Origin of the sequence: Dyadobacter beijingensis DSM 21582 (genome assembly GCF_000382205.1) — a bacterium.
Classification (GTDB): domain Bacteria; phylum Bacteroidota; class Bacteroidia; order Cytophagales; family Spirosomataceae; genus Dyadobacter; species Dyadobacter beijingensis.
Window position 1 is genome coordinate 346,575 of the sequence record NZ_KB907791.1, and the last position, 24,467, is coordinate 371,041.

Annotated in this window: 17 protein-coding genes; 3 read left to right on the top strand and 14 right to left on the bottom strand. The window is 51.9% G+C overall.

All coding sequences use genetic code 11. The annotated features are described in order from the left end of the window. Positions 1 to 27 precede the first annotated feature (27 nt). A complete protein-coding gene (locus H144_RS0127630; protein ID WP_019945368.1) occupies positions 28 to 375 on the bottom strand; it encodes a nuclear transport factor 2 family protein in 348 nt (115 codons plus the stop codon). A 696-nt stretch (positions 376 to 1,071) separates the two neighbouring features. On the opposite strand from H144_RS0127630, the gene H144_RS34065 reads away from it, so the two are divergent. The 3 genes from H144_RS34065 to H144_RS0127645 all read left to right on the top strand — a co-directional run bounded on the left by H144_RS34065 (position 1,072) and on the right by H144_RS0127645 (position 3,428). Further along, the gene (locus H144_RS34065; protein WP_211220713.1) at positions 1,072 to 1,332 is read left to right on the top strand and encodes a hypothetical protein; all 261 of its coding nucleotides are present in this window, start codon (positions 1,072 to 1,074) and stop codon (positions 1,330 to 1,332) included. A 119-nt stretch (positions 1,333 to 1,451) separates the two neighbouring features. Next, entirely contained in the window at positions 1,452 to 2,492 is a 1,041-nt protein-coding gene (locus H144_RS0127640) for an NAD(P)-dependent alcohol dehydrogenase (RefSeq protein WP_026351045.1), read from the top strand. Positions 2,493 to 2,501: 9 nt separating this feature from the next. After that, positions 2,502 to 3,428 (top strand): helix-turn-helix domain-containing protein, encoded by a 927-nt coding sequence (locus H144_RS0127645; RefSeq protein WP_019945372.1) that lies wholly within the window; start codon positions 2,502 to 2,504, stop codon positions 3,426 to 3,428. Between the two features lie 92 nt (positions 3,429 to 3,520). On the opposite strand, the gene H144_RS0127650 is transcribed toward H144_RS0127645, so the two are convergent. The 13 genes from H144_RS0127650 to H144_RS0127710 form a co-directional block, all read right to left on the bottom strand. Beyond that, positions 3,521 to 4,939, bottom strand: a complete 1,419-nt coding sequence (locus H144_RS0127650; protein WP_019945373.1) for an ATP-binding protein — start codon at positions 4,937 to 4,939, stop codon at positions 3,521 to 3,523. 34 nt (positions 4,940 to 4,973) lie between these two features. Then, positions 4,974 to 9,728, bottom strand: a complete 4,755-nt coding sequence (locus H144_RS0127655; protein ID WP_020647655.1) for an eCIS core domain-containing protein — start codon at positions 9,726 to 9,728, stop codon at positions 4,974 to 4,976. 19 nt (positions 9,729 to 9,747) lie between these two features. Beyond that, complete coding sequence (locus H144_RS0127660) at positions 9,748 to 11,043, bottom strand: contractile injection system tape measure protein (protein WP_019945374.1); 1,296 nt, start codon at positions 11,041 to 11,043, stop codon at positions 9,748 to 9,750. Between the two features lie 10 nt (positions 11,044 to 11,053). Beyond that, positions 11,054 to 12,985, bottom strand: coding sequence for a hypothetical protein (locus H144_RS0127665; protein ID WP_157505200.1), 1,932 nt, complete (start codon positions 12,983 to 12,985; stop codon positions 11,054 to 11,056). A 5-nt stretch (positions 12,986 to 12,990) separates the two neighbouring features. Continuing rightward, positions 12,991 to 16,308, bottom strand: a complete 3,318-nt coding sequence (locus tag H144_RS0127670; protein WP_019945376.1) for a hypothetical protein — start codon at positions 16,306 to 16,308, stop codon at positions 12,991 to 12,993. 6 nt (positions 16,309 to 16,314) lie between these two features. After that, on the bottom strand, positions 16,315 to 19,965 hold the full coding sequence (locus tag H144_RS0127675; protein ID WP_157505201.1) for a baseplate J/gp47 family protein: 3,651 nt from the start codon (positions 19,963 to 19,965) through the stop codon (positions 16,315 to 16,317). 72 nt (positions 19,966 to 20,037) lie between these two features. After that, positions 20,038 to 20,469, bottom strand: a complete 432-nt coding sequence (locus H144_RS0127680; RefSeq protein WP_019945378.1) for a gp25 family contractile injection system sheath assembly initiator — start codon at positions 20,467 to 20,469, stop codon at positions 20,038 to 20,040. Positions 20,470 to 20,516: 47 nt separating this feature from the next. After that, positions 20,517 to 20,813 (bottom strand): PAAR domain-containing contractile injection system baseplate protein, encoded by a 297-nt coding sequence (locus H144_RS0127685; protein ID WP_019945379.1) that lies wholly within the window; start codon positions 20,811 to 20,813, stop codon positions 20,517 to 20,519. Next, positions 20,810 to 22,591, bottom strand: coding sequence for a type VI secretion system tip protein VgrG (gene vgrG, locus H144_RS0127690; protein WP_019945380.1), 1,782 nt, complete (start codon positions 22,589 to 22,591; stop codon positions 20,810 to 20,812). Before vgrG ends, H144_RS0127685 begins: the two co-directional genes overlap by 4 nt. A gap of 12 nt (positions 22,592 to 22,603) precedes the next feature. Next, positions 22,604 to 23,356 carry a CIS tube protein gene (locus tag H144_RS0127695; protein ID WP_019945381.1) on the bottom strand — a complete coding sequence of 251 codons (753 nt, stop codon included), beginning with the start codon at positions 23,354 to 23,356 and terminating at the stop codon, positions 22,604 to 22,606. Between the two features lie 2 nt (positions 23,357 to 23,358). Next, positions 23,359 to 23,535 (bottom strand): DUF5908 family protein, encoded by a 177-nt coding sequence (locus H144_RS34460; RefSeq protein ID WP_019945382.1) that lies wholly within the window; start codon positions 23,533 to 23,535, stop codon positions 23,359 to 23,361. After that, on the bottom strand, positions 23,532 to 23,972 hold the full coding sequence (locus tag H144_RS0127705) for a phage tail protein (RefSeq protein ID WP_019945383.1): 441 nt from the start codon (positions 23,970 to 23,972) through the stop codon (positions 23,532 to 23,534). The genes H144_RS34460 and H144_RS0127705 overlap by 4 nt, the downstream gene beginning before the upstream one ends. A 10-nt stretch (positions 23,973 to 23,982) precedes the next feature. Further along, positions 23,983 to 24,459: a phage tail protein gene (locus H144_RS0127710; RefSeq protein WP_019945384.1), complete on the bottom strand. Its 477-nt coding sequence runs from the start codon at positions 24,457 to 24,459 to the stop codon at positions 23,983 to 23,985. Positions 24,460 to 24,467 lie beyond the last annotated feature (8 nt).

The window sequence follows — 24,467 nt, forward strand, 5'->3', positions numbered from 1 at the left end:
GGTTTCACCCCATCCCCATACAATTTCTCACCGTGCGACTTTAATAACGAACGCGTTTAATTCCGCCATTTTTCCATCCTCAAATCGCCAGACATCACAATATGAATAGTGTGTCAGGATTCCGTCCTGATCCTTCAAATCGATTTTGCCGACGGCGGTAACAAAATCGCCTTCTGCGATCATCGTTTCGACATCGAACTTCGGCGGCTCCAAATAGGTATCAGCCATATATTGCCGCACAGCCGCCTTGCCGCTCAATGTCTGCTCTCCGACGAAATTCCATACCACGGTATCGGTACAAAAGGCTAAAAACCCTTCGTTGTCGCCCTTCATTACTGCGGCATTAGCCGCCTTCAATACTTCTTTATTTTTCATTGCAGTGCAAATGCTTACATGACATTTTACAGGTCACCAATCGATGACGCGACAAGATAACCAGGTGATTTTGGATTTGCGGCAATCAGACCATTTAATCAATTTCCGCAGATGAGAAATTATACCGTTTACAACGGATAGTTACTCCAAAAACATGAGAAAGTCCCGGTTTAAACCGTACTTACGCACTCTCGTAACTGCATGGTAAAGTACCGGCGACCCGGGAACAGGCAATCGGAAAGAAATTGATACTCATTAGTGCGCCACCCGAAAGCTGTCAGCACGTATTCACTTCCTTCCTGCATCCGACTGCAACGCCATCTTTATCCCCCACAGCACGAGTTCCGGATCGTCGCGGTGGATAAAATGGCCGGCGTTCGCGCTGTAAAGGAAACGTCCTTTTGGCACTGTTTCTACGAACTGTATCCATCGGTGCAGGCGAAACTTCATTTTTGAGTCAAAGATATTTTTGTCGAACGGCCTGGCGTTGGGCATCGGATCTTAGCGTCCGCTGGTGATGAAAGCACGCAGGCGTGGTTGTTTACCGCAATTAGCTTCATGTGTTAACAGACATGCCTCGCCGGTACAACGACGCAGCTAAGCATGTCCGAAATTGCCTTTTAGCTCGGTTTTCTCCGATGGAGTTTAGGGCGTCGTTCACCTAAAACCAGTTGCTCAGGGCAAATCAATTTTAGAATGGTAGGCTGCACACGAGCAGGTGTTAAACGATTTGTTTTTACCAGCACCTCTAATGTCTATTGCTCGGGTTACCACCGCCCGGCAAAAGAAGACGAGCAGGTAGATATCAACGATCCGCTCGCCTACTCTTCCAGCAAGGTCGCTGCGCGAAGGCCCGCTTGCCGACCCTTTCCAGGGCATTCAGGATATTTCCAAACTTCGAACGAAAACCGGCTTCCGGCCATTGGTGCCGAGCTACTACGCGGCCCGCGACCTTGATATATTGTAGCCATAGGCCTTATGCCTGGCGGCATTGGAAAATTCGGATACCTTTTCCCCGGATTTGGATAATTGTGGCCGTCGGCTGCTCCCTAAGTTTGCATCCTAAAACAACTATGATGATAACAGCAAAAGGATATGCGGCGCAAACGGCAGAGAGCCCACTAACGCCCTGGCAATTTGAAAGACGCGAGCTCGGCGCGCACGATGTACAGATCGAAATTCTATACTGCGGGGTTTGCCATACCGATATTCACCTGACCCGTAACGAATGGTTTGAAGGGATCTTCCCGATGGTCCCCGGCCATGAGATCGTCGGCCGTATCAGTACGCTCGGTACTCATGCCAGAAAGTTCAGCATCGGTGATCTGGGTGGGGTGGGCGTGATGGTTGATTCCTGCCGGGAGTGCCCAGACTGCAAGAACGGGCAAGAGCAGTTTTGCAGTGTAGCCCCGGTCCAGACCTATAATAATCTCGGCCATGACGGCCTGCCTGTTTACGGCGGATATTCCAATACCATTGTTGTCCACGAAGACTTCGTGCATCGCATTTCTGAAAAGCTCGACCTAGCCGGAGTGGCCCCATTGCTTTGCGCGGGGATAACGACCTATTCGCCGCTAAAAAGATGGAACGTGGGTAAAGGACATAAACTGGCTGTGGTCGGTTTAGGTGGATTGGGCCATATGGGCGTTAAGTTCGGGAAAGCGTTGGGCGCAGAAGTGACGGTGCTAAGCACTTCCCCCGGCAAAAAGGAAGCGGCCATACAGCTCGGGGCTGATCATTTTATCATTTCCAGGGAGGAAGCGGAGATGAAAGCAGCCTTCAAAACATTTGACTTTGTGCTGGATACCGTTTCGGGCAACAGTGATGTCAATCCTTATCTGGCCGTTTTAAAAAGCAATGGCATTTACGTCAATGTCGGTATGCCGGGCAAGCCCTGGGAGGTAAGCTCCTTCTCGCTGGCAACGGGCAATAAGGTTATCGCCGGGTCTGGCGCCGGAGGCCTGCCCGAAACACAACAGATGCTGGACTTTTGCGCAGAACATGATATCGTCTCCGACATTGAACTGATCGATATCAAGGATATTCACACTGCCTATGACCGAATGCAAAAAGGCGATGTCCGCTACCGTTTTGTCATTGATATGAAAACCCTGTAACTTCAATCAGTGAACAAGCCATACCTCATCAATTCCATATCCGAGCAGCACCGGCTGCTCGGATTGCCTAAGCCTAAACATCCGCTGATCAGCGTATTCGGGCATGAAAATGCCGATTACGCCAGACTGGTCGATCTGCAACATTTTACCCTCAATTTCTACTGCATATCCATCAAAACGGACTATGACGGCAGGTTGAAGTACGGCCATCGCCATTACGATTTCGACGAAGGGATGATGGCCTTTATTTCCCCGAACCAGCTGCTGATGAAATTGGACCCGGGATCCAAGCCGCCGGGTGGCATGACGCTGATGTTTCACCAGGATTTCATTGCAGGCACCTCGCTGGCTGCCAAAATTCGGAATTTTGGCTTTTTCTCCTACGAGCTCCACGAAGCCCTTCATCTGTCCGAGCAGGAAGAGGTGAAGATCAAGGGCCTGTTTGCCAGCATAGAGGCGGAATACCAAAGCAGCATCGATCAATTCAGCCACGAAGTGATGATCTCCCACATTGAGCTTTTGCTGCAATATAGCAGCAGGTTCTACGCCCGTCAGTTTATCACGCGAAAAGTGGCCAACGACGAGATCCTGATCCGATTGGAAGTGGTGCTTAACACATTTCTGGAATCGCAGAAAGGGTTGCCGACCGTACAACAGGTCGCCAGGGAGTTGAACGTGTCCGCCGATTATCTCAGCGATATGCTAAGGACGGTGTCAGGACAAACCGCCCAGCAGCATATACAGGCTCGCGTGATCGACAAGGCTAAACAGCTACTGGCGACCACGAACTTACAGGTCAGCGAAATTGCTTATCAGATTGGCTTTGAATATCCGCAGTCCTTTCATAAGCTATTTAAGAACAAGACGAACATGTCTCCGGTACAATACCGTGAAAGCTTGAATGACCAGGTGGAGCATGACCAGCCGCGCGATTAAGTTGAAGGCCGGGTCACCCGCTCAGCAACCTCGACATTGGCGCGGATGCCGATCCGAGGCCGTCGTGGGGTCATATAGGGGGATACACATCTTCAGATAGTTTTATTTTCTTTTGCCAGCTCTTTACGGATCTCCTCGATAAGCATGGCGCGTGTGATTTTTTGCTCATCAGCCAGTCCACGTATCGTACTAATATACATTACATTAAGAATAGATGCGCCGCTTAATTCAAACTTCTGTGCCAGTTCTTCAAAAGATATATCATCGGCTATTTTTACAACCTCGGGCTTTGTCTGTTGCCAAAGCGTCAGTCTTTCCTGCGCATCGGGCATCGAAAAATGAATAACGGATTGAAAACGCCGCATAAACGCATTGTCGATATTATGCTTATAATTGGAAGCCAGGATTATCAATCCATTATAATCTTCGACGCGCTGGAGCAGGTAAGAGACGTCCTGGTTGGCATAACGGTCATTTGACGATGTCACGGAAGTGCGTTTCCCAAACAAGGAATCAGCCTCGTCGAAAAACAAAATCCAGTTTCTGTTTTCGGCAATGTCAAACAAGTTGCTGGCGATTTTTGAAGTTTCGCCAATATATTTGGAAACCATCTGCGAAAGGTCTACCCGGTAAACAGGCCTTTTGTGACGTTTGCCCACTAATGCGGCTGTCAGGGTTTTACCAGTCCCCGGCGGCCCATAGAAAAGTGCCCGGTACCCCGGTTTGATCATCCTGGACAAAGCCGGGTCGGTCTTGATCGTCTGTTCATGTTCGAGCCAGTCCTGGATAATTCTAAGCTCCTCCAGATTGTTTTTGGATACGATCAGATTGTCCCAATCGAGCAGCGTCGTGATCGGCTGGGCCGGGAACTCGCTGCTGAAACGTGGTTGCCATTCCCGGCCCAGCAGGAACATTTCGACGTACTCTTTTGAGACTGTAATGCGACCGCTTGTGGCGGGTTCTCCATCCTTCGGGTCTTCCAGCAGGATAATTTGCTGTTTGATCAGTCGGCTGTCGTGCGAAAGAATTTGTTGCCAGGTAGTTAAACGTCCTGTGAGATCGGTGCCGTTGAGCAAAAACAAAACCGTGTCGCCGGTGGGCAATGTCGTCCGCGTATTAGCGTTTTTGACCCCTCCGAACTCGGGAAATTCGCCCGCTTTCGACAAATGTTTATGGATGAGTAAATCGTAAAAATTGGGTTGAAGGGCGGGCGCAAGCGCGATCATCAGCGTCAGATATTCGCTCGGCGACAGCCCCCAGTGGCTTAGCGCAACAAACAGGGGAGAGCCGTCGTCGTAAAGCTGCGGATCGGGCATTTGAAATGAACCTTTGCCAAGATATTCCTGCAAGCGACTGTCGGCCAGCTGCTGCACGTGGGTTAGCCCCAGTGAAAGGTTAACAGCCAAACCGGTGGCGGCGTGCATATGCTGGTTGCGCAGGACCAATGCCTTGGTCTCGGGAGGTTCGGGCGTTTTGAACCAGGAGCGAAGCTGGGAAAATGAATTAGGCATAGGGATTATTGATTGTCATGATGGAGCCATGTTTTTATTTGATTAAGCTATCCAGGGGTTGAGCCTTTATGGTAGCCTCACCGGCTTTTACATTCGCTTTGATCTTGGTAATAAGTTCTTTCTTATCCTTATCATTTCCGTCAGTGTCATGCCAGATGTCGCCCCAAGCTTTTTCATCTTTTGGATCCTTGTCATACACGCTTCGCATCTCTTTTGCATCACTTTCCAACGCTTTTTCCAAAACGTTGAGCACTAATTTGTTCCTTGAATCGAGATTGGCTGCTTCTTCGATATCCTTTTCGTCGGGTGGGCTAAATTTGCCATAGGTAGCGCCCATTCGGTGTCGGCGTTTGTGCAGTAATATAACGTAAGCATTGCCGCCGTGGCCCGAGCCAATCCAGTCTTCTATTTTGCTCTTTTTCAAGTATTTGGCCGACCATTTTAGCAGGGCAGTCTGAGGTTGATGGTCGCCTTCCATTGCGTCACCCGTAGAATTTGCCATTTTTGAGTATTGTCCAACAGTGCCTTCCAGATAGTAGCTTTCGAAGGAATGGCCAACATCTTTGTTGCCATCCATCAGTAATCCGAAAGAATGCGCTATTTCACCTTTTATCCCTAGTAATTCTTGTAAATCCTTTTTCGGGGTATTTTCATCGAGAGTTCCAACCACCTTCATTTTTTCCTCCAGCCGAGGCAGGAGCTTATTTTCGATATTATTGAAATGCTTCGTCTTGGTTTCATTATTCTCAAGGCTGTCTTTATATTGCTTTTTGTAGAATATCAAGAATTCTTTAATTGAAAGCGGTTCGCTTCTTACGATCAGTTCGGCGTGGTTGTTCTGATCCTCAAAAGCTACGGAGTGCGTATTTCCTTTTTCATCTTTGAAGAATGATTTGATCCCAAAGAACCCGAGGATTTTTCCAAGCGCGGCCCCGCCTTTTTCTACCAGCTGTTCCTTGCCTTTTTCGACGGCCGCTTTGCCTTTTTTGGCAAGGGCGGTCAGGCCGGTTTTTTCGGCAAATGCCTTGGCTTTGTCGAACAGCCAGTTGATGGCGCGGTCGATAGGGGTTTTGATCGCGGCAAACAGCTTGCCGATCCTGGCGCTGATCACGTCGAATTTGATACCTATCAAAGCGGCGAGAAATTTGATCCCGACGAGCAGGATGTCCTGCAATGCACTTTCCACCTTGGCAGCCGCATTTTCGATTTTGCCTTGTGCTACGTCAATGAACGAGTCAAGAATGGCGTCCAGCAGTTGAAGCAGGTTTTTCAGGTTTTCGATAAAGAAAATGGCCATATTGATGATCGTCTCGCAGGCTTTGATAAACCCTGACACCGGCGTCAGCGCACTGAGCAAATATTTGATGGCAGCCTTGATAATGCTTTCGCTCAGATAGTCCTTCACCTGCCCGATCACCTGATCTTTCAAGTCGCCGATACGGTCTTTAATGTGTTTCCATAAGCCGGCAAAACCCTCTTTTTTGAAAATGATAAACAGGTCGAAGGTCTCTTCCAACGCGTGAACAACGGGCTCGCCCAGCTTATCCACAGCTCTTTCGCGGATCTTGTCTTTGCTTAATCCGAGCACATCCAGCGCGAGAGAAAAGATACCCGCGGCATCAAACGTGTCCGGAAGCTTGATACCCGGCGGCAACATGCCCAGGACGAGTCTCAGGATGATTTTTTCAAGGTGTTCGCCGATCCTGCCCACAAACATGTCGAAGCCTTTTCCGACCGCTTTAAACAGGTTACCGATAAACCGTAGCGGGTGCGCTATAATGTCGCCGATCACGCCGGCCGCTTTGGCCAGGACATTCAGCAATAGTTTGCCAAGGTCGTAAAGAATCGTGGCGACTTTCTTGATAGCATTCCACGCTTTCTGCCACCACGGCATGGCAGCTTCCGCCCTGATTTTCTCGAAGGTTTCTTTGAGCGCCGATACGTTTTTGACATACTCGCGCGACAGGCTTTCTTCGATATCCTTTTGTTTGTCCGTGAGCGCGGTGTCCAGGTCATCAAACTTGGCCTTGAATTCGTCGGTATGCTCCCGCGCCTGATCTTGCAGGTGAGCTGGTACGCAATGAGATGCGCAGTCAATGTCCTCTTTCCCTTTTTTTATGATATCTCTTGCGGCGTTGAGGGTGGTTTCGATTATCGTCCCGATCTGGTCCAGAGATTCGTCTAGGGCCGCGATGAAAGTCGCCTTTTCTTCCCTGAAAATTCTTTCAGGAATTGTTTCGATCGCATTGCCTCTACCTGTCAGGTACCTGATTCGCTGGTCGATGTAGGCGATCTGTACCGGGTCGGTGGTCATTTGTCTGCGTACATTCAGCCAGTGTATCTGCCCTTTAATACCTTCTTTGGCCGAGCGTTCGAAAGCATCTTCGTCTTCCTCACTGAGGTTGAACACACCTTCGCCGTAATAATCGTTCAGCCGGCTCTTCACGCGGCTGCTGAACGTATCGTTGGCCTTGGTCATGGCCGTCGAGAATAGCTCCGTAACGGCATCCAGTTCCTTCAGTTTGGTATCGACAGCCTCTTTGGAGGTGGTGTAAATGCCCGCGATTTTATCATAATAAGCTTTCAGAATAGCTTCGTCCTGGCGGCTCGCGTCATCCTTGTTTTTATTTAGTTTTTCAAAACTATCCTTCCGCGCCCCAAACTTGCCCGCCATCGTTTTGTTCAACGACGATTGCGCGGCATCGGCCTCTTCCTGGTGGGTGGTATATTCGGCCTCGCGATTTTTGGCGGATATCTGGCAAAGCGCTGTCTGTGCTCCCTGCTTGGTTTCCAAGGCTTTGGTAGCTTGTCCGTCACTGTCCAGCTTTTTGAATTCCGGCTCTTCGGAGGAAGCAAGGTGGTCATTGGTGAGCTTTACATTGTATTCCGCAAGCTTTTCGTCGTCCATAGCCTTGTCGAGCGAATCGGCGTCATGCTCTTCATCGAGCTTCATAAACTTCTGCGGGAGCGGTTTGGGGACAGCCCGCTCCGACTGACCAATTTGGGGTTTGCGTCCGGGGTCTTCGGGTTGCGTTACGGCCACCTCTTTCTGGTACAGGGGCCCAGCGGAACCGGCAGTAGCGTTTTCAGTATTCCTGAGTGCGGCCAGGGTAGGGTCCTGGGGGTTCACTACTTCCTGGCCAACCGAGCTGGTGAGCGACTGCACTCCTCCCTGTTTGAATCCCTTATTGTCGTCTTCATTCTTGGGCAGCCCTTCGTTCACCCGCTTTTTGATAGCAGCCTTGAACATTTCCTTGCTGAAAGCAGGCGCGGCAGCCAGTTTTTCTTCGGTGCCCAGCACCTTACCGGCTTGGCCCATTTGCGCGTCTTTCCCGGCGGGATTGGCCGCATTCAGGCGGGCTTCATCGGCGATCACATCCTCTTTTTTATGGTCACCCTGACTTTTCTTGGCGCGCCTCGTGTCGACAAGCATCGTTTTGAAAGAGGCATCCTGCGCAGGATTTGTGATGGCCTCCGGCTTGGCGGCCGGCGCATTGGCAGCATTTGGGTCTGCCGTCGGTTCTGCAGGGGCAGATGCTTTGGGTTGCGGGTATGTTTTTGATGGATTATTTCCCGGAATGTCGGTTACCTTTTCCGGACCGGTTACGGCTTTGATCGTTTCCTGGGGATCCTCGCATACGGATGCCCCCTTGTCGGCAAGACGCCTCACGGTGCCGCCATCCTGCTGTATGGTATGCACGAGCTCGTGCGCCAGCAGACGTTTACCGCTATCCGTTTGAGGCTGGTATTGGTTTTCGTTGAATACAATGTGGTTCCCAGAGGTGTAGGCGCGCGCATTGATCGAATCGGCCGAGGCGGCGGCTTGGGTGTCGGTGTGAAGTTGCACCGACTCAAAGCTGTGGCCGATCCTCGCTTCCATGAACTGCCGTGTATCAGCGTCGAGCGGGCGGCCACTGCCCGAAATTACGTCCGAAACAATGGGCGGGGCGGTGTTCTGTTTTGGGCTTTCGGGAGATTGTGTTTTTCTGAAAAGCGTGGGTGGCGTGCCTGAGCCCAGATCAAACGAACCCCATAAGACTGGAATATTGGGGGTCTTGAATGTGCCAGACGGCAGGCCCCGTTCGAACAGTTCCGATTGTGTGGGAAAGTCTCTCGACAAATAATTCCCTACACTCAATGAAATGGATTTGTTGGTTGCCCATAAAGCGGTGGATTCGGGCATAATGTTCCGGAAAAAACGGAAGTTGCTGCGCCAAAGCAATTCCACATCGTTCCTGATGTACGGACCGAGGTGCGACGCCCCTCTGGACTGCAACATCGTGTTGATACCGAACCAGTCAATTTGCAGGGTAGGGGCGGGCAGGGGGGCGAGATAGCCCGGTTGCACGCGGGGAAACAAAGTCGGACGCGGAAGTGAAAGTGGCGGCAACAAGTCTGGCGTCGCGACCGGCGGCTCCTGGTCGTCTCTTTGCACAAGCTCTTTCCGCTGCACCTTTTCCTCTTCGTTGCATTCGGCGCATTTACGCTGGACGGATAATTCGCTGATCGGCTTCAGTTGCACCGGCGTTTCTTCCTCTTCGCTTTCTTTTCGCTGTATTTTTTCCTCCTCGCACGAAGCGCATTGCCGTTGCAGACTCGCGACCGGTACTTTTTTGAACTGATTGTGATGGGCGGTCGGGTCGGGCATGCGCATAGCGCGGTCGGCTAGGGCGTCGGCCTCCTGCTCATAGGAGTCCCCAGGCTCGTTTACGATGAGCTTGGGTTGAAAGAAGGGTGCTTTGGCGGCCTGCTTTTTGTCAGCGACCGGCGACTTCACAGCTGTCAGCATAGCAATACCTTTTAAAAAGTTACCAGTCCACGAATAAAATGTTACTCATCCAGGGCAGTTTGATCACCGAAAACCCCCAGGGGATCCGGTCCAGGAGTACATCAATGGTTTGACGCGGTACCAGCATCCGCCACTCGCCCCCGGGATCGCGGGATAGCTTGCCTTCCCTTGCTAAAAAATGATCCCGAAGTCCGGCTACGGAGGTGGTTTTCAGCACGGTCCATTGCGCTATCACTACGGCCAACAGCTCGTCGGCCAGGGTAAGTACCTCAGGCATGAGCGCGCCGGGCGGGCCAATTTCGGCGTCCAGCGGCAAGCCACAGAGCACTTTGTTCAGCGGCCATTCGAACTCGTCGCCGTCGGTTGTCCCGTGAGACATATATGCCAGCAACCGCACGGCCTGCTGCTGAAAATCGTTACTAACCCATTCTTTATCTTTTATCCAGCCCAATGCATTGAAAAGCGTGCTCAGGAAAGGGGCGAGTAGTACCAGCCCGGCATTTTCGATAAAAAATGCATCGCTAGTTTGGGTCAGTTCTTTTGGGTCATTTTCCTTTTCCGGTGACTGTACTGGTAGCTGAGGCGACCCGTTAGCGGCATTGATTTGCTGCGTCAGGTATTTTTCGAAAACGGTCTGGTGTTCAAATGTTTCGTCCGCAGGTTTTTGCAAAAACATCATTTGCCAGAAACGTATTTCCACCGTTTTGTCAAAGTGCAGATGAATTCCTCCATCGGTTTTCTGTGCTTGAAAATCGGCTATCCAATGCGGCACAAGTAGGTTGATGCCGAGAATTTTACAAATCAGCTGCCGGAAGTTTGTCATATCAAGATACTGGTAAAGCCGACGGAGAATAGCGGGCCTGTTACCTGCTTTTGACCGGATAACCTGCCAGAACCCGGGATTTTCATCGGTCGACAGGTTTTCGATAAACCCTTTTATTTCAGACCTGACGAATGAAGGCGCTGCTGCCGGGAGATAGCCATTTTCAAGATAAAAAGTTACAATCTCGTGGATGTAAATCTGCCTGTGAAATGATTTGCCCTGCTGTTTTTCTTGAAATTTGCCCACCGCATTCAAAATCGCATCAACCATCTGTTTCTGAAAACCCGCTTCGTCCCCGGCATGAATGTCGATTTCGATCCGCGGTATGCGCAGTACCATTTCTTCGGGAACGAGCCGGTCCAATTGCTCCGACAATGCGAGCTGCCAGGCGCTTGCTTTCAGCCATTGACTTACCTCCTCCTGCCGCCGACGGGCAGTGGCGGTGTCGGGCGCGGCAAGTTCCACGGTAAGACGCTGGATGAGGTGTGCCATTGAAACAATGTTATATCGTTTTTCCCAGAAAAACAGGAATGGTAAAATCAGCGATGATCGTGTTCTTTGCGACCTCCGGGTCCGAGTCCTTTTTGCATTCACTGAGCTCGATCTGCTCGTCGGTGTCGGTGTACACGAGTACCAACGTTTGTCCGTAGGCAAGGCCGCCAATGTGTTCCAGGCCCCAGTGGAGCGCATTGCCGGGAATATCGCCGAACTGACTTACAAAATCGGGCAATTCGGAAACCGGAATGCCTATAACCTGCAAGCTCAGATTCTGCTGACGGAGCAATTCGGCCCAGATCTTCAAATCCGCTTTGAATTCGGCGGGGACCGCTCCGGGTACCTGAACCAGTCCCACAGGTTTTCCCATGTGCCCTTCCGCGCGTAAAAACGGATACTGGCGCAAATGGAAAGCAACGGGAAACTGGGCGTCCAGGTGGTATTTCTTTTCCCCGACGGCGGTGTACGAATCCCTGTCGGGAATGGCATTGTAGGAGCGGATGTGTTTCGTCCGGTGCATTTGTGTCAGCCGGTAATTCCAGTACTGATGCAGCGAGTAAGGGCTGTCGGCATCGAGTGGATAGTAGTAGGGGATTGCCTGCCCGGCGAGTGGCGTTTCCGGCGTCTGGCTGGGGGTGAATTTCAGGGGCAGGTCGCCGAGGGGCATTCTTTCAAAATAGTTGGTCGAGTCTTCAAACTCTTTGGCCGATTCCAGATAACCCCTTTTGACCAGGATCTCGTCGAGTTTAAGCTGCGGAAGATCGAATGTCCAGATCATCATCATCAGCCGCCAGTGGTGAAACCGGATCCGGTTCCAATCTTCTTCATTGTGCCCGTCGATCAGCGGAGGTTCAAAACTGTCGCGGAACAGCAGGGGGGTGTAGCTGGTGCTGCCGCCCAATACCGGTCCCAGCCGCAGCAGGCCAAATTCGCCCGGCTGATTTTCCTTGCTGTGGCAGTGACATTTTCCGACAAACGCCGATAGCTCTTCACAAAGCTCGTCGTACGCTTTCACCAGGTCCGCCAGCCAGTCGTGATAGTATTGAATGTAGTACAGATGTTCGCCTTTTTCCAGGAACACCTGCCATTTGCCCGTCAGGATCTTGCGGTACTTGTCCCAATAATGCTTTCCCTTGTGTGTGAACTGGTCGCCGTAAATAGCATGCAGTTTTTCGAGCGCCTCCGCGAATTCGGGTATCAGGTCGTCCAGAATGGCTTTGTATTCTTCAAAAATCGTTTTGAAGGTTTTGATTTTGGAAAATGGATTGACAAAATTATCCGTGCCGAATGGCTGTGACCTGTCCGCAATGGCCAGCTCTTTGTAACCGAATCGGGGAACGATAACCTCCCGAAGTTGCAGGTAAGGCCGGAATGCCTGGTCAATCAGTTCAGATGGATAGATGCGCTCGCCGCGTTGTGGCCGTTTATGCAGCCGGGAGCGGGCCTCGGAAATATCGCTTTTTGACAATTCTTTGACCTTGTTCAGCGTGTCGCTATCGCCTTTTTCCAGCAACAGTGAAGGACTTACCAGGAGAAAGTATTGTTTGGAAGGATCGTTGATCCGGAACAAAACCACCAGTATTTTATCGGACAGAAGATCGGGTGTAGGTGTGTCTTCCGGGCTTTGTTGTTTCAACGAATCGGTGGTTCCGGGGTTGTAGCCTTTACTTGAAAAGAGTTCCAGCACGGTGCGATTGATGCGCTCCTCGTTCCTGGTGTTATGCGGGAAATATGCCTGTACCTCGGGCGACGGTTCGATGAGGTAGTAGCTGAAAGTTTTGTCCCCGATGTGGATCAAGCCGCCTGACGGCGTAATGGCTGTGCCGCCGGTCAGGTGTATGTCGCAATTGTGATTGATATGTACCTCCAACCCGCAAACAATGCCGTGGCCATGCAGGCAGACTTCGATCGGGGACTGGGGTGTGGTTGCTGTGCTCATTGTGTTTACTGTTTTTTGTTGAGTTCCTCTATCAGCATGTTAGTCGCTTCACGCAAGTGGAAATCGGAAGTTTCCGGGTCGGTTTTCGCTTTCAGCCATTCAAAATAAATGGGTTCGAAAGCCAGCATTTCGCTATGGTCGATCCTGACGAAATGAATGGCCACGTGCGCCGGAACTTCGCTGCGGACCAATTCTTCGAAGAGAGGATCCAGAAACTGCCCCACCCAATTGGGGACGATCACCGTGATCCGGAATGAATAGGGGTCTGCTTGACTGAAATTTTGTATATCCGCTACCGGCTTCAAAGGAAGATAATACTCATCCGCAGGTCGCAGCAGGATGTGCTCAATCACATAAAAGTTCTTCACCTGACACTGGCGGGCAATGTAGTTTTTGATGTCGCTCAGGAGCACATTGGCCTGCATTTCGTTTTTGGGCGAAGAAATCAGCAATGCATTGTCGCGGGTGCGGGGATCGTTCCCACTCCAAAAGCCTGCAAAATAATCCTTGTCCTGCCGGACGATCCCGTACTGACTGATATCGGCTGCCCGGGCGTAAAAATCGTCGGCGGCACGGCTGGCATTTTCCTCGCGGCTGTAAAGCGCAGAGCTTAGCAACCAGAAAGAAGATGCGTTTTCATCCTTTTTTATGCCAAAGCGATATCTCTTGGACCGGCTGCCGGTTTCCAGTCTGGTGTCTGTGTAAAATCGGGGAGAGCAGGTAATGGTGCGGCGGCGCCAATCTTCAACGCCCATCCGGGCCAGCACCCTGCCTTTGAAACCCACTTCATTATCCGAGTCCCAGAAGTGCCGGTAGTCATCCTCGGCGGCAGGGCGGTAGTTGAACCCCTTGCCCCGTCGCCTGCCCAGACCGGGCAGCCTGCGCAGCATTTTCTGTTTGTCTTCCAGCCAATCGGCCAGGCTTCCTTCATTTTCGCCGTCATCGTCCAGCGGCTGTTCGATCTCGAAAAGGCGCAAGGCATGATCGGTAAATTGTTCGCCGAAACGCGCCAGCAAGTGGTCGATGATTTTGTTTTGCCGCAATCGCCGGGAGGTATCGCTGCCATTTGTAAGCGAATGCAGCACTTTGAGATAACCGTTTTCGGGGTCTTTTTTGAAATCCTCCCACGAACTGCTTTCGTCGAATGCCATCAGCAGCGGCTGCACGTTCGGTACGTCGTAGAGCGCCTGGTACAGCGCTTGTTTTTCTACGGTCATATCCGTTGCGAGCATATTCCGGACTTCGGCGAGGTGGGCCAGGTAGTTGGCCAGGATTTGGTCAAAAAACATCAGAAACCCCTTCATTTGCTTTACCTGCGCTTTGCGCAGGGGCGGGTGGCTGGAAGCAATGCCTTCGCGGCCGACATGATAAGTACGCGGAAACTCTTCCTGAATACTGACATATTCGTCCAGATCGGGGCGCTGGGTACCACGTGGGACGGGGAGGTCCATATTGCCGGTACGATCAATTTTCGCATCCTGGGCACGAAGCTGTTCCAGCTTGCCTATGGCCTCGTGCTGGTCCATCATATCGAAACGGACCGGGCGCCCATTCACTGTGAACTTAAATTCCGAGCATTCCGGATCGAGTGTCGGCTGGCAGTCGCAGTCAAACGAAAGGCACCATTCTTTTTCGACGGTATCGGCATTTTCATCGTTTTTCGGGGCTTTGTGGATTTGCAAACGCGTCACCCGGACTACATTCCTGGTAGCCGACAACACCTGGAAAAGGTCGGATTTGTAAACCACACGCCGCCAGGAAGCGTTTGCAAGTGCTACATCGTCGATAAATCCGTGTCTCAGCAACGGTCCCCGGAATACCTCATCGGATTCGTAGGTTTTACTGGTATGCTGGTAAAGCAGGCCCTCATAATCGTCCATCACCACCTGCCCGACTGCATTGGTGACCGCCTTCCGCCAGGCTTCTATCCCGATCCACAACTGCTCCTGGAGTGGCAGCAGATTTTGCAGTATTTCGTCCGGCAATTCCGCCTCGGTCAGTTGCCCGATGGATGTTTCGGTTAATGTGAACGCGGCATGCCGGTCGAGCATTTCCTGTAACCCGTACATGGGCACAGTCGGTGCCAGAAAATTTTCGACGGTATACCGCAAATCGGCATATACCTGCACAGGATCGGCGTCCGGCGCGATTTCGATCTGTGCGTGCACGCATACACGGGCTTTGTCTACAACGGTGATACCTTCAAAATCCTCGCTCAATGCCCGGTTCTCATGCAAACGTTTCAGCGCTTGCTCGGTAATGGTATTCTTTTCATATTCAAACCCGTCTTCCAATTGCAGATAAACCTTGTAAGTGCCTTTTGGTTTAAAAAGAGAATAGGGCGAGGGCGAATCCGTGGGCTTGACCGACAGACCATCCATGAGTTGGGGCCAGACAGGCTCCGCAAAAAAATATCGCGCGAAATCGGGATCCTTCAAGACCTCTTCCAGCAGCGTTTTCTTGGTGAGCGAAGTCCGGAGGGCTTTTACACGTTTGGCAATGTCCGTGTCCGCATTGTCCGCATTGTATTCAACGAATTTCAGGGTACGCGCCACCGCTCCCAGCTCTTTCAGGATTTTAATGCGCTGGTCGGTAATGCCATTTACACTGACCCATTTCTGTGCGTCGTGCAGGTATTGGGCGGCATGCAGAAGCAGCCAGTATTTTTTGATCTGCTCAGGCAGGATTACTTTGATGACCTGGTCGCCGATCGCTGCTCTTAAATGCAGCTCGGGAGTTTTACGCTGTGCCGGGTTGAGTTGGTAAATCGTGTGCAGGTACTCCTCGATCGTATATTCTTTTGTCTGCGGCGGGCTCGATTCCGGCACATTTAAGGTCAGTTTGAAGGTCTTAAGGTTGAATGGCGGAATGGGGTCAAACGTTTCTTCTTTCAGTCCCTTCCGGTTCAGGTCGGGTATCCGGAGGTTTATTTCCCTGTCGAGCAGCCAGTTAAAATGCACGGTGGGTTTGCCGCAGCCTTCAAGCCACGCGTTTTTTACACCTTCGATATCGATCAGGATTTTGCGGAAATCAAGGGCTGTAACGGGCGCATTGGGTAAAATTTTGGCAGCCGTGAAAAAAGCTTTCCGGTTGTCGACAGGGGTAAACAAATCGGCGTCCGGCATCTGTGTGCGATAGCCCAGGTCAGTGAGCGCGTAGCACAGCACTTCCAGCATGGTCACGCCCGGGTCGTGGGAGTTGAAATCGGTCCAGATGCCCGAGCCAAGCCTTTCGAGGTAGCGCATACCTTCGCGCCGCAGCAGCTGGTAGTCCATGCCCGGCGGGTAGTTGAGCGTCTTTGGAACAGTCAGGGAAGTGGCCATATCGGATTATGGATTAGCTTTTTTCAAATTGTCGTCATCACAATCGGCACAGCATCCGGTGCCTTCTATCACCAGAATGTCGTGGTCTATCGTATTGGGGTTGTCTTCGTTGAGGACATCGAGATAGGTGGTCAGAATGGAGCGGGCGGTAAAGGGGGTAATACTTTCCTCCACTTCGAATGCGATCGCGTCCTCTGCGATTTCGGCCATTTCCATGCTTGGGAAGTGCTTGACTTTCAGTCCCATGATAACGTCTACATAATTCAGGTTTTCGAGTACACGGAGTAATTCCACTGTATATAGTGTGGTCCCGAAAACAAGCGGTGCCCGGGAATCCGTAGCCCATGGGGCCAGGAATATTTTGAGATCGGTATCCAGTTGTTTTTTGTAGAAAAAAGGATCTCTGCCCTCCCTGAATTTGACACATACCTGCAAGCGCACCGGCTCGAAAATCGCATTGCGTACCAGGAGCCCACCCTCGTGCGCGCATCCGCAACCGCTTTCGTCGGAGCCACAGCATTTCACTCCGCCCCCCTGGTGGCTCACAAAATAGGTATTGTGCCGGTTGAGAAAGCGTTCGATGGCTTCCAGGACGCCTGCATTAAAAATGGGGTAATATCTTCGGTTGCCGACCATCTGGTTGGGGAATGGTACCACACCGAGCGTCACATAGCCCGGGCGTGTTACGTCGGTATCGCGGGTGTGCGTGATACACTTGGCGAGTGCTACTTTTGGAAATTGTTCGAGCGTCATGCGCTCATAGTCCCACAGCGTGACGGCGCGTTGCTTATGCCGCAAACGCTCGTGTATGCGGCGGTGGTAATCCAGCGGGCTGAAATTCTCCGACAGGCGGCCGTCAAAAGATTGGAACGGCTGATCTACCTTCACGACATTGGCGTCCCTGAAACGAAGCGCTGTAATGGTCTGCGCGGGCAACCCATCCGGTAGGTGGGCGAGGTCGTTTTGCCGGTTTAGGAAAATGGCTGTGCCCGCCTGCGGAAAAATATCTTTCAGCATGGGCAGCGCGTCCACAAAGATGTTGTTGCCGGGATCTTCACTTGCGCTGGCCTGGATCCAGAACAGGTCCTGCCGGCCGTCTTCTCCCAGCGCTAACGTATTTCCATTGTTGATATCGAACGGAATCTGTAATCGCAGAATGCCGGTTTGGCGCATCCCGAGTGTTTCGTCGATGAGGATGAATTGTGGCGGTAGACGCACCCACTCATTTTGCCGTAGATAAGCCCATACGATTTCATCGGGCGCAATGTGGTCGGGGTTGCCGGTACCGTCGGCAAAATGGAAGAGCAGCGATAATGTCTGGCCGGGTTGTAATGCTTCAAAACCCAGACGCAGGCTGCCGTCGGCAGTGTTAGAAGGCGTCGGGGCAGCGGCCGCAGGTCCGGCCGCTGCATTCTGGTTGTCCAATAGTGGTGCGCCCCTTTCCTTGTTCATAATCAGAGGCTTGTCCAGCTCAGGTAACCGGTGCAGCGGAACGATTGTGAACAAGGAACCATCCAGCTCGGGTACTTTCGAATACCCGCCCAGGAAATCCCTCCAATACAGCTGCGGTTGTTGTTCCGTGGAAATATATTCGAGCGAAATGGCTTCGGAGGCAATTTTAAAAATTTGGATAGGCGCATTCTCAGGGCCTTTTTTAATGCTGATGGTGGTTGTAAAAAAAGGATACGGCGTGGTTGTGACGTACGGCACTGGTTTTTCGAATTCCTCTGCTGTCAATTTTTGCCGTGTTCCGGTCAATGTAAGTTCCTTCGACTGGCCGTCCAGTCCTTCGATAGGCACGTTTAGCGTCGCTTTTCCGGTTTTGACAGCCAGCTCAGGAGCCGTAACATACAATTTGAGGGTAGTTACGTCGGCCATAGAACCGATAAGCGGAATGTCGGCATTGGCCACGTAGGGCGTACTTCCGAGCTGTACGCTCACGTTACGGAGACGCTGATTTTGAGTTAGTATGCCGACTTTGGACAAATGAATGCGCGCGGCGGCATCATAGTTACTGTCATCTTTCAGTCGGAGTGTGATAAATGGATTCCCGTCGCCGATGTTGGCCTGCGTATCCCTGGGGGACGAAATGGAAACAAAATCGGCGGGAAGCTGGATGTTCCAGATCGTGATGTTATCATGGTGCACATAAGTGGATCGTAACGGAAACTTCCTGTTCGCCAGCAGCACTTCCGGCTCAGTCGGTTCCTGCCTGTTGAAGTCTAACGGAAACGTATATACGCCTTCGGCTGTGCTAATCTCGGTGTAAAATTTGTTCAGTTCAATGGGGGCATCCGCGGCGAACGAAATCGTAATCGTCCGGTCGCCTCCACCAGCGAGCCATAACTCGGGCGACGTAATGATGAGCCCGGGATTGGCGGTAATGGTTTCTATCTGATTTCGTAGCTTGGTACTAAATGCCAGTTCTTCCTTGCCTGCGACCTTTTTGAAGGCAAACATTTGAGTCTGTCGCCGCCATTTCCGGAATAAGTCAAGTCCTGATAATGGCTGCCATAATTTTTGTCCCGCCTCGTACGGGGTTTTGATGCCGTCTTTCTGGTCGGCCTTCCTTAATGCAATGGCGGTGCCCTGGAAGAAATACAGGTTTTGTTTTTCAATGAGTTTGGCCTGATTGACTACGAGTTCGTCGGCAAGCGCGTAGAGACGGTCGAGACCGTTGACATCCTGGCCGCCGAGCAGCAATGTATCTTTTTGAAGGCGGTAGGTTTCGATATTCTGGGCGATCTCGAACGCGATATGGACTTTATCGGGAATCTCCCGGCGCTGCTGAAGGCGCAGTACGCCCTGGTAATAGAATAGCAGGTGCCTGGACAACAAACTATTCATGTCCGACTGGTGGTACCGGCGGAATAGTTGCAGGAAGGCCAGCAACAAGGCAATGTGCGGCGGGTGGTCGCTGCGGCCGTGTAGTGCTGTTTGAAATGCCTTTTCGGCTTTTCCGACTACCCAGCTCAGCGCCTTGTAAAAAATCAGGAACAACCTCCATAGCCGCTCGCGGTCAGCTTCTTCCAAGGGAGCGTGGAAATTAATGCAATTCAAAAAATCGTGACTGTCGATACCCCACGCTTCCGCGCAGGGCGTCGGCCTAAAAAAAGGTGCGTACAAATCGATCACCTTGCCCTCGCGGCCGAGCTTCGCGTGGACGGTCTTGTGGTAGCTGATCAACAAGCCGATGGGCGCATTGAAGTTTGTGACAGCGCCATTTTGCGACCGGATCCCCAATTTTTCTTTTATCAACGCCTGTGATTCGGCTTTGAGCGGATGATCCGGCGGGAATTTTTCGCATATATCCAACAGCTTTTGTGCGATGGCAAAAATGTGATCTACCAGCGGATATAAATGATCGATGGCCTGGTCGCAAGCACTTTTTCCTTCGGCCTGTTTTTCCTGCCTGCACGCCTGCACAAAGTCCAGCTCGCTTTGGCGGTAGTCGAGCCTGATTTCCTGCAGAGGGGTGGCCGCGATGATTGCTAGCAGCGTGGTAGCGTCTTTTTCGAAAAAGCAGGTCCAATCGCCGTCGGGTGTGTTGTCCGGCGACCAATAGCGGATCTGGCGGGCGAATTTGCCCGCAAACGCCAGTAGCTCAGCCATATTACGACCGTCGAGTTGGAGGTTTTCCGGAATGAGGGCTTTCAAAAGCCTTTCTTGTTGCGTGGTGCCAGACCGGGCAAGCGGGTGTGCGACAAGTGCCATAACAGGAAATGATGCTTAGGGTGCGACGTTGGTACCTTCGTTCAAATAGTAGGGGAACACGCGGTTGAAGCGGTTATTGGTAGCGCGGACTGTATATTCCAGCAGGATGTTCAGACGGCCTTCGAGTTCCACCACATCCAGTCGCAGCTCGTTGAGCTTGATCCGCGGTTCATGGAGCAAAATCGCTTCGCGTATCATTTCTTCAAGGAGCGACAATAGAGACACATTCAGTGGCGCAAACACGAAATCGGCGAGATTGCAGCCATAGTCAGGCGTGATCCGACGTTCTTTCAGGCTTGTGCTGAACAGTATTTTCAGGCTTTGCCAAATGTCTTCCTCGTCCGAAACCATTTTGGGCGTGCAGTTCGGCTTGGAAAATTCGGGCGGGAAAGCCCAGCCGGTTCCGAGAAAACTGCGGCGTTCGGGAGGCAATGGGGTTGTTTCCATAGGATCGTGATAAATCTGTTTTAATTCGCCGGCTGTAAGGCCAGCATTTAATCTCCTATAAACACATCTGCAGAGCCGCTGCTAATTCGCCCGCCGTGTGCCGTCGAATCAGACTGCCGCGCAGCTGCAAGCCCGTCAAAAAATACAGACCCGGAGCCAGCGGCGATGACATTAGGCCCGCCCGCTGCACAGGGACATTGGTCCTGAATAGTCGCGGCCTTCATGCCGTTGACGAATACCGTGCGCGGCGCGGCGATGGTGATTGACCCGCCTACGTGAGCGACGCCCGCAGTGTTGAGCGTGCATACCTGAAGATCGGAAAGACGTGCGGCGGGTTTAATCATGGTCCGGGTTTGTTGAGTTGAATGGTTTTACCTTTAATGCTCACTTCACCTTCGGCTTCGATCGAGATGTTCGATTTGCCGACGAGGCTAATCCCCGATTCGGAAAGGGTGACGGTGTTCCCGCTTTTGTCTTTGAGCTCGATCTTTCCCGGGGATTCGCTGACAAGGATGCTGTAACCTTCCTGCGTTTTGAGCTCGATGCTTTTCTTTTCGTCGTCAAACAACAAGCTCATGCCTTTTTTTGCGAAATAACCTTGTTGCAGGTTTTTGTCCTTCGCGTCGATAGGCGCTGGCTTGGTTTTGCTGTGCAGCATGCCCAGGATAATGGCGTCGTTGGGGTCGTTGTTGATAAAGCCGAGAATGACTTCGTCTTTTATCTCGGGCCTGAATACCGAGCCTCTTTTATCGCCGGCGGAAATGGTCGCCTGTCGCGCCCAGATTCCTTCCGAATTGCGCCCCTGGTCGGCGATAAACGGAATTTTGACTTTAATGCGATGCCCGCCCGTGACTGTGTCGCCTTCGATTTTGGTGACAATACCGACGTGCAGGCCCTGGATCGCCGGGAGCAAACCTCCGGCTTCCGGCGAGGTAATGTAAGGTTTGGTTTCGGCAAAGGTTTGCGCGGAAAGTCCAAACTGGATATCCACTTCCCAGGTACCGCTATGGACCTGGTGAAGCACGCCGCTTATCAGGTGCGAGCCGTTGAAGCGGCCTGCTACCTTCTTGAGCGCCAGCGTGTGCAGCGGGACATAGTGGCGGCCCCTTACCTGCACGCGGCCCCGCACCTGCGATAGTTCGGCGCGTTTCTGCTGCCCTTTGGCCCAGGCACCCAGCGCTTTGGTGTCCATGTCTCCGCCATGGAACAGCTGCGGTTTTTCCGATTGATAAAATACTTCCGGAAACTGATGTCTGGTGTCTTCGACCCCGGTATCGATGCCCAGTGCATTGCCTGCTGCACCGGCGGCCTGTCCCAACCCATTCAATGCACCTGCCGCACTACCTACGGCACCGGTATTTCCCGACCCTTTTTCGGTGGCCATTTTGCTATTTACGGCATCCCAGCTCGATGTGGAAATGTCGGCATAGTGGGTGCGAACGTCCATTTCCGCTTCCAGGTCGAGGAGGTCCGTACCCCAGGTAACCTCGAAATCGGCCTTGGCGGCCTTGGCGGGTTTCACAATGCTTATCTTGCCATTGCTCACCATCACCACCAGCCCATTGGCTTCGGCCCGCATTACCAGAAAATCCCAGTCGGTGCAATCGTACTGGACCAGTTCGGGTTGCGGGGCTTCGGTATCGTCCAGTGTGCCAATGGTCACGCCCCGGTTTTTATATTCACCGATAATTTCCTGGAAAACGGATTTGTCCTTTTGATCGACAAAATAACGGCTCTTCCTGGTCAGTGTGAGGTGTATCGCGGCGTCCTTGCATTCCAGTTCGAGCGCCGAGGGGCTGCCCGCCGATGCTTTAATGCGGTGCCTGACGATCAGACCTTTGAAAACATTTTCGGTCTGGTTTTGGTAGCCGAGCTGGATGTCTACCATCTTGCCAGGGGCAAAATTCACCGAGCTGCTTTTGGAAAACGTGCCTTTTTCGACCGCTCCGTCCGCCCAGACGATGTTGGCCGAGGGAATGCGGTTTAGTTCATTTTGAACGGACATCGAAAGCAGGCCGCCTGGCTTTTTCGTCAGGTCGCTACCGTCTACCAATATTTTCGTACTCACGGTATGCGTGGGTTCGGTGGATGCTTGGGGCGATATGCTGGGTAGTCCGACCATCTGTCAGGCGGTTTAAGAGTTGGCAATCGGCGGTAAAATCAGTTCGGAGCCTTGTTTGAGCCTCCGGAAATTTGTCAATTCGTTGACCCTGGCTATTTCCAGATAATAGTCGGGCTTCTGGTAGGTGTCCAGGCAGAGGTTAATCAGGGTATCGCTCGATTTGACGATGTGCTTGCGGGTCAGGTCGGGCGATAGCAGCGAGAGCGCGGCGGTTGCCACGGACGGCATTTTGAACTCATTTATTTTCAGCGTAACATCAACCCTGAGTGGCAGTCCCGATTCGTGAAAGAGCGTGAATGTGTGCGACATGCTCTGTAATACACCCATAAACACCAGCTTTCCCCAGTTGACCACCATAAACGGCGGCCGGTGCGTTTCCGACTGGATTCCGTAGGCAACGATTTGCAGCTGTTGCAGTTTGGCAGTCACGAATGCGACCTGTGCATCGCTGCCACCAGCGGCAAATGCCTGCGTTACCAGGTCAATGGCCGGCTGCTGCACGGGTACAATGCCTGTCCCATCAATGGTAAATTTGATTTCCAGCGCTTCGGGCTTCACGCCTTTGAACTGCGAGTGGACCAGTGGAGCGCCAATGTCGGTAGGCGTGGCGTATTCTATCTCGAAATTTCGGGAATACGTTTCCGGATTCATCTGCAATTCAAAAACCCCGCCGGCGAGCGTTTGCAGGACCGAGCTCGCAATGGCCAGCGGCGACCCCGAATCGAGGTGTACCGACATAATCCGCAATTTGTTGACGTAGCCCATAATTACCGTTCTTTTTGTCTTTTCAGAATATCCATCACCTGCCTGACACACGCTTGTATCACTTCCTCATTTAAACCCTCGCGCGTGCTGTTGCGGGCATCCTGCCTGGGTGGCGAAGCGGGATCGATGGGCGTTTCGGTGATGTTTGCCCTGACGACCAGTTCCTTGATTTCGATCATGACGGAAAGATTTTGGAGAAATGCTGGTACTGCAATTCGATGCTCTCGATAGCAAGCTCGTTGTTGGCGGCATTGAAGCCGGAGACCGACCATTTGGTAGGATAGGCCCTTACCACCTGCCAGGTCACGAGTATCTTGTCCTGCGCTGCAAAATCCAGCAGCGAAATTTCCAGGTCTTTCGGGCTGAATGAAAAATTTTCCAGCGCGTCTTTGCACCAGTTTGCCAGCTGAGAACTCACTTCGAGGCCCCGTTTCAAAATCAGTTTTTCCGAAGAAGTGCGCACCGGCAACTGATAGACAAACCGGTTCTGGCCACCTTCTTTGATGGGTACTGTTTCCAGCGTCATACTCAGGCCGGTGACTTCCTGAAACGCGACGTCCTCAAAATCACCAATCTTCACCTTGAAGAAAAAACCTGTGGGCGGGTACAGAGCCATTTTCGGGTCGTCAGATGTAGGAAACCGTGAGTCCTTCGTGCGCCAGTTCCATCGTATCAATCGAAATTTCATTGCCGTCGGCCTTCATGTCCGAAAACTGTACTTTGATGGGAATGGCATTTTGGAGTGTCCATGATACCACTTCGGTAGCGGCTTCGTCCATGAGCGTAATCGTGACTGTGCGCCGGTAGTCTTTGCGTTTCACAACGGATTTGTCCGACGCGGCATCACCGCCGTCGATCCAGTCGTAAAAATCGCGCAGGCCTTTGAAAACACCTCTTTTGAGTGTCACATTGCTGAATTTCCGCATTCCGGGCAGTTTCCGTTTGGATAGATTCGGGTCTGTGCCGTCGCGGTATTCTATCACATCGATCTGATAGTCCAGGCCGGTAACCTCGGTAAAACCGATTTCATTTTCCTTGGATAATCCCTCCCATTTTACTTTGAAACGGAATTTCGCTATCGGGTAAGAAACGCTAGTAGCCATGATTTGAA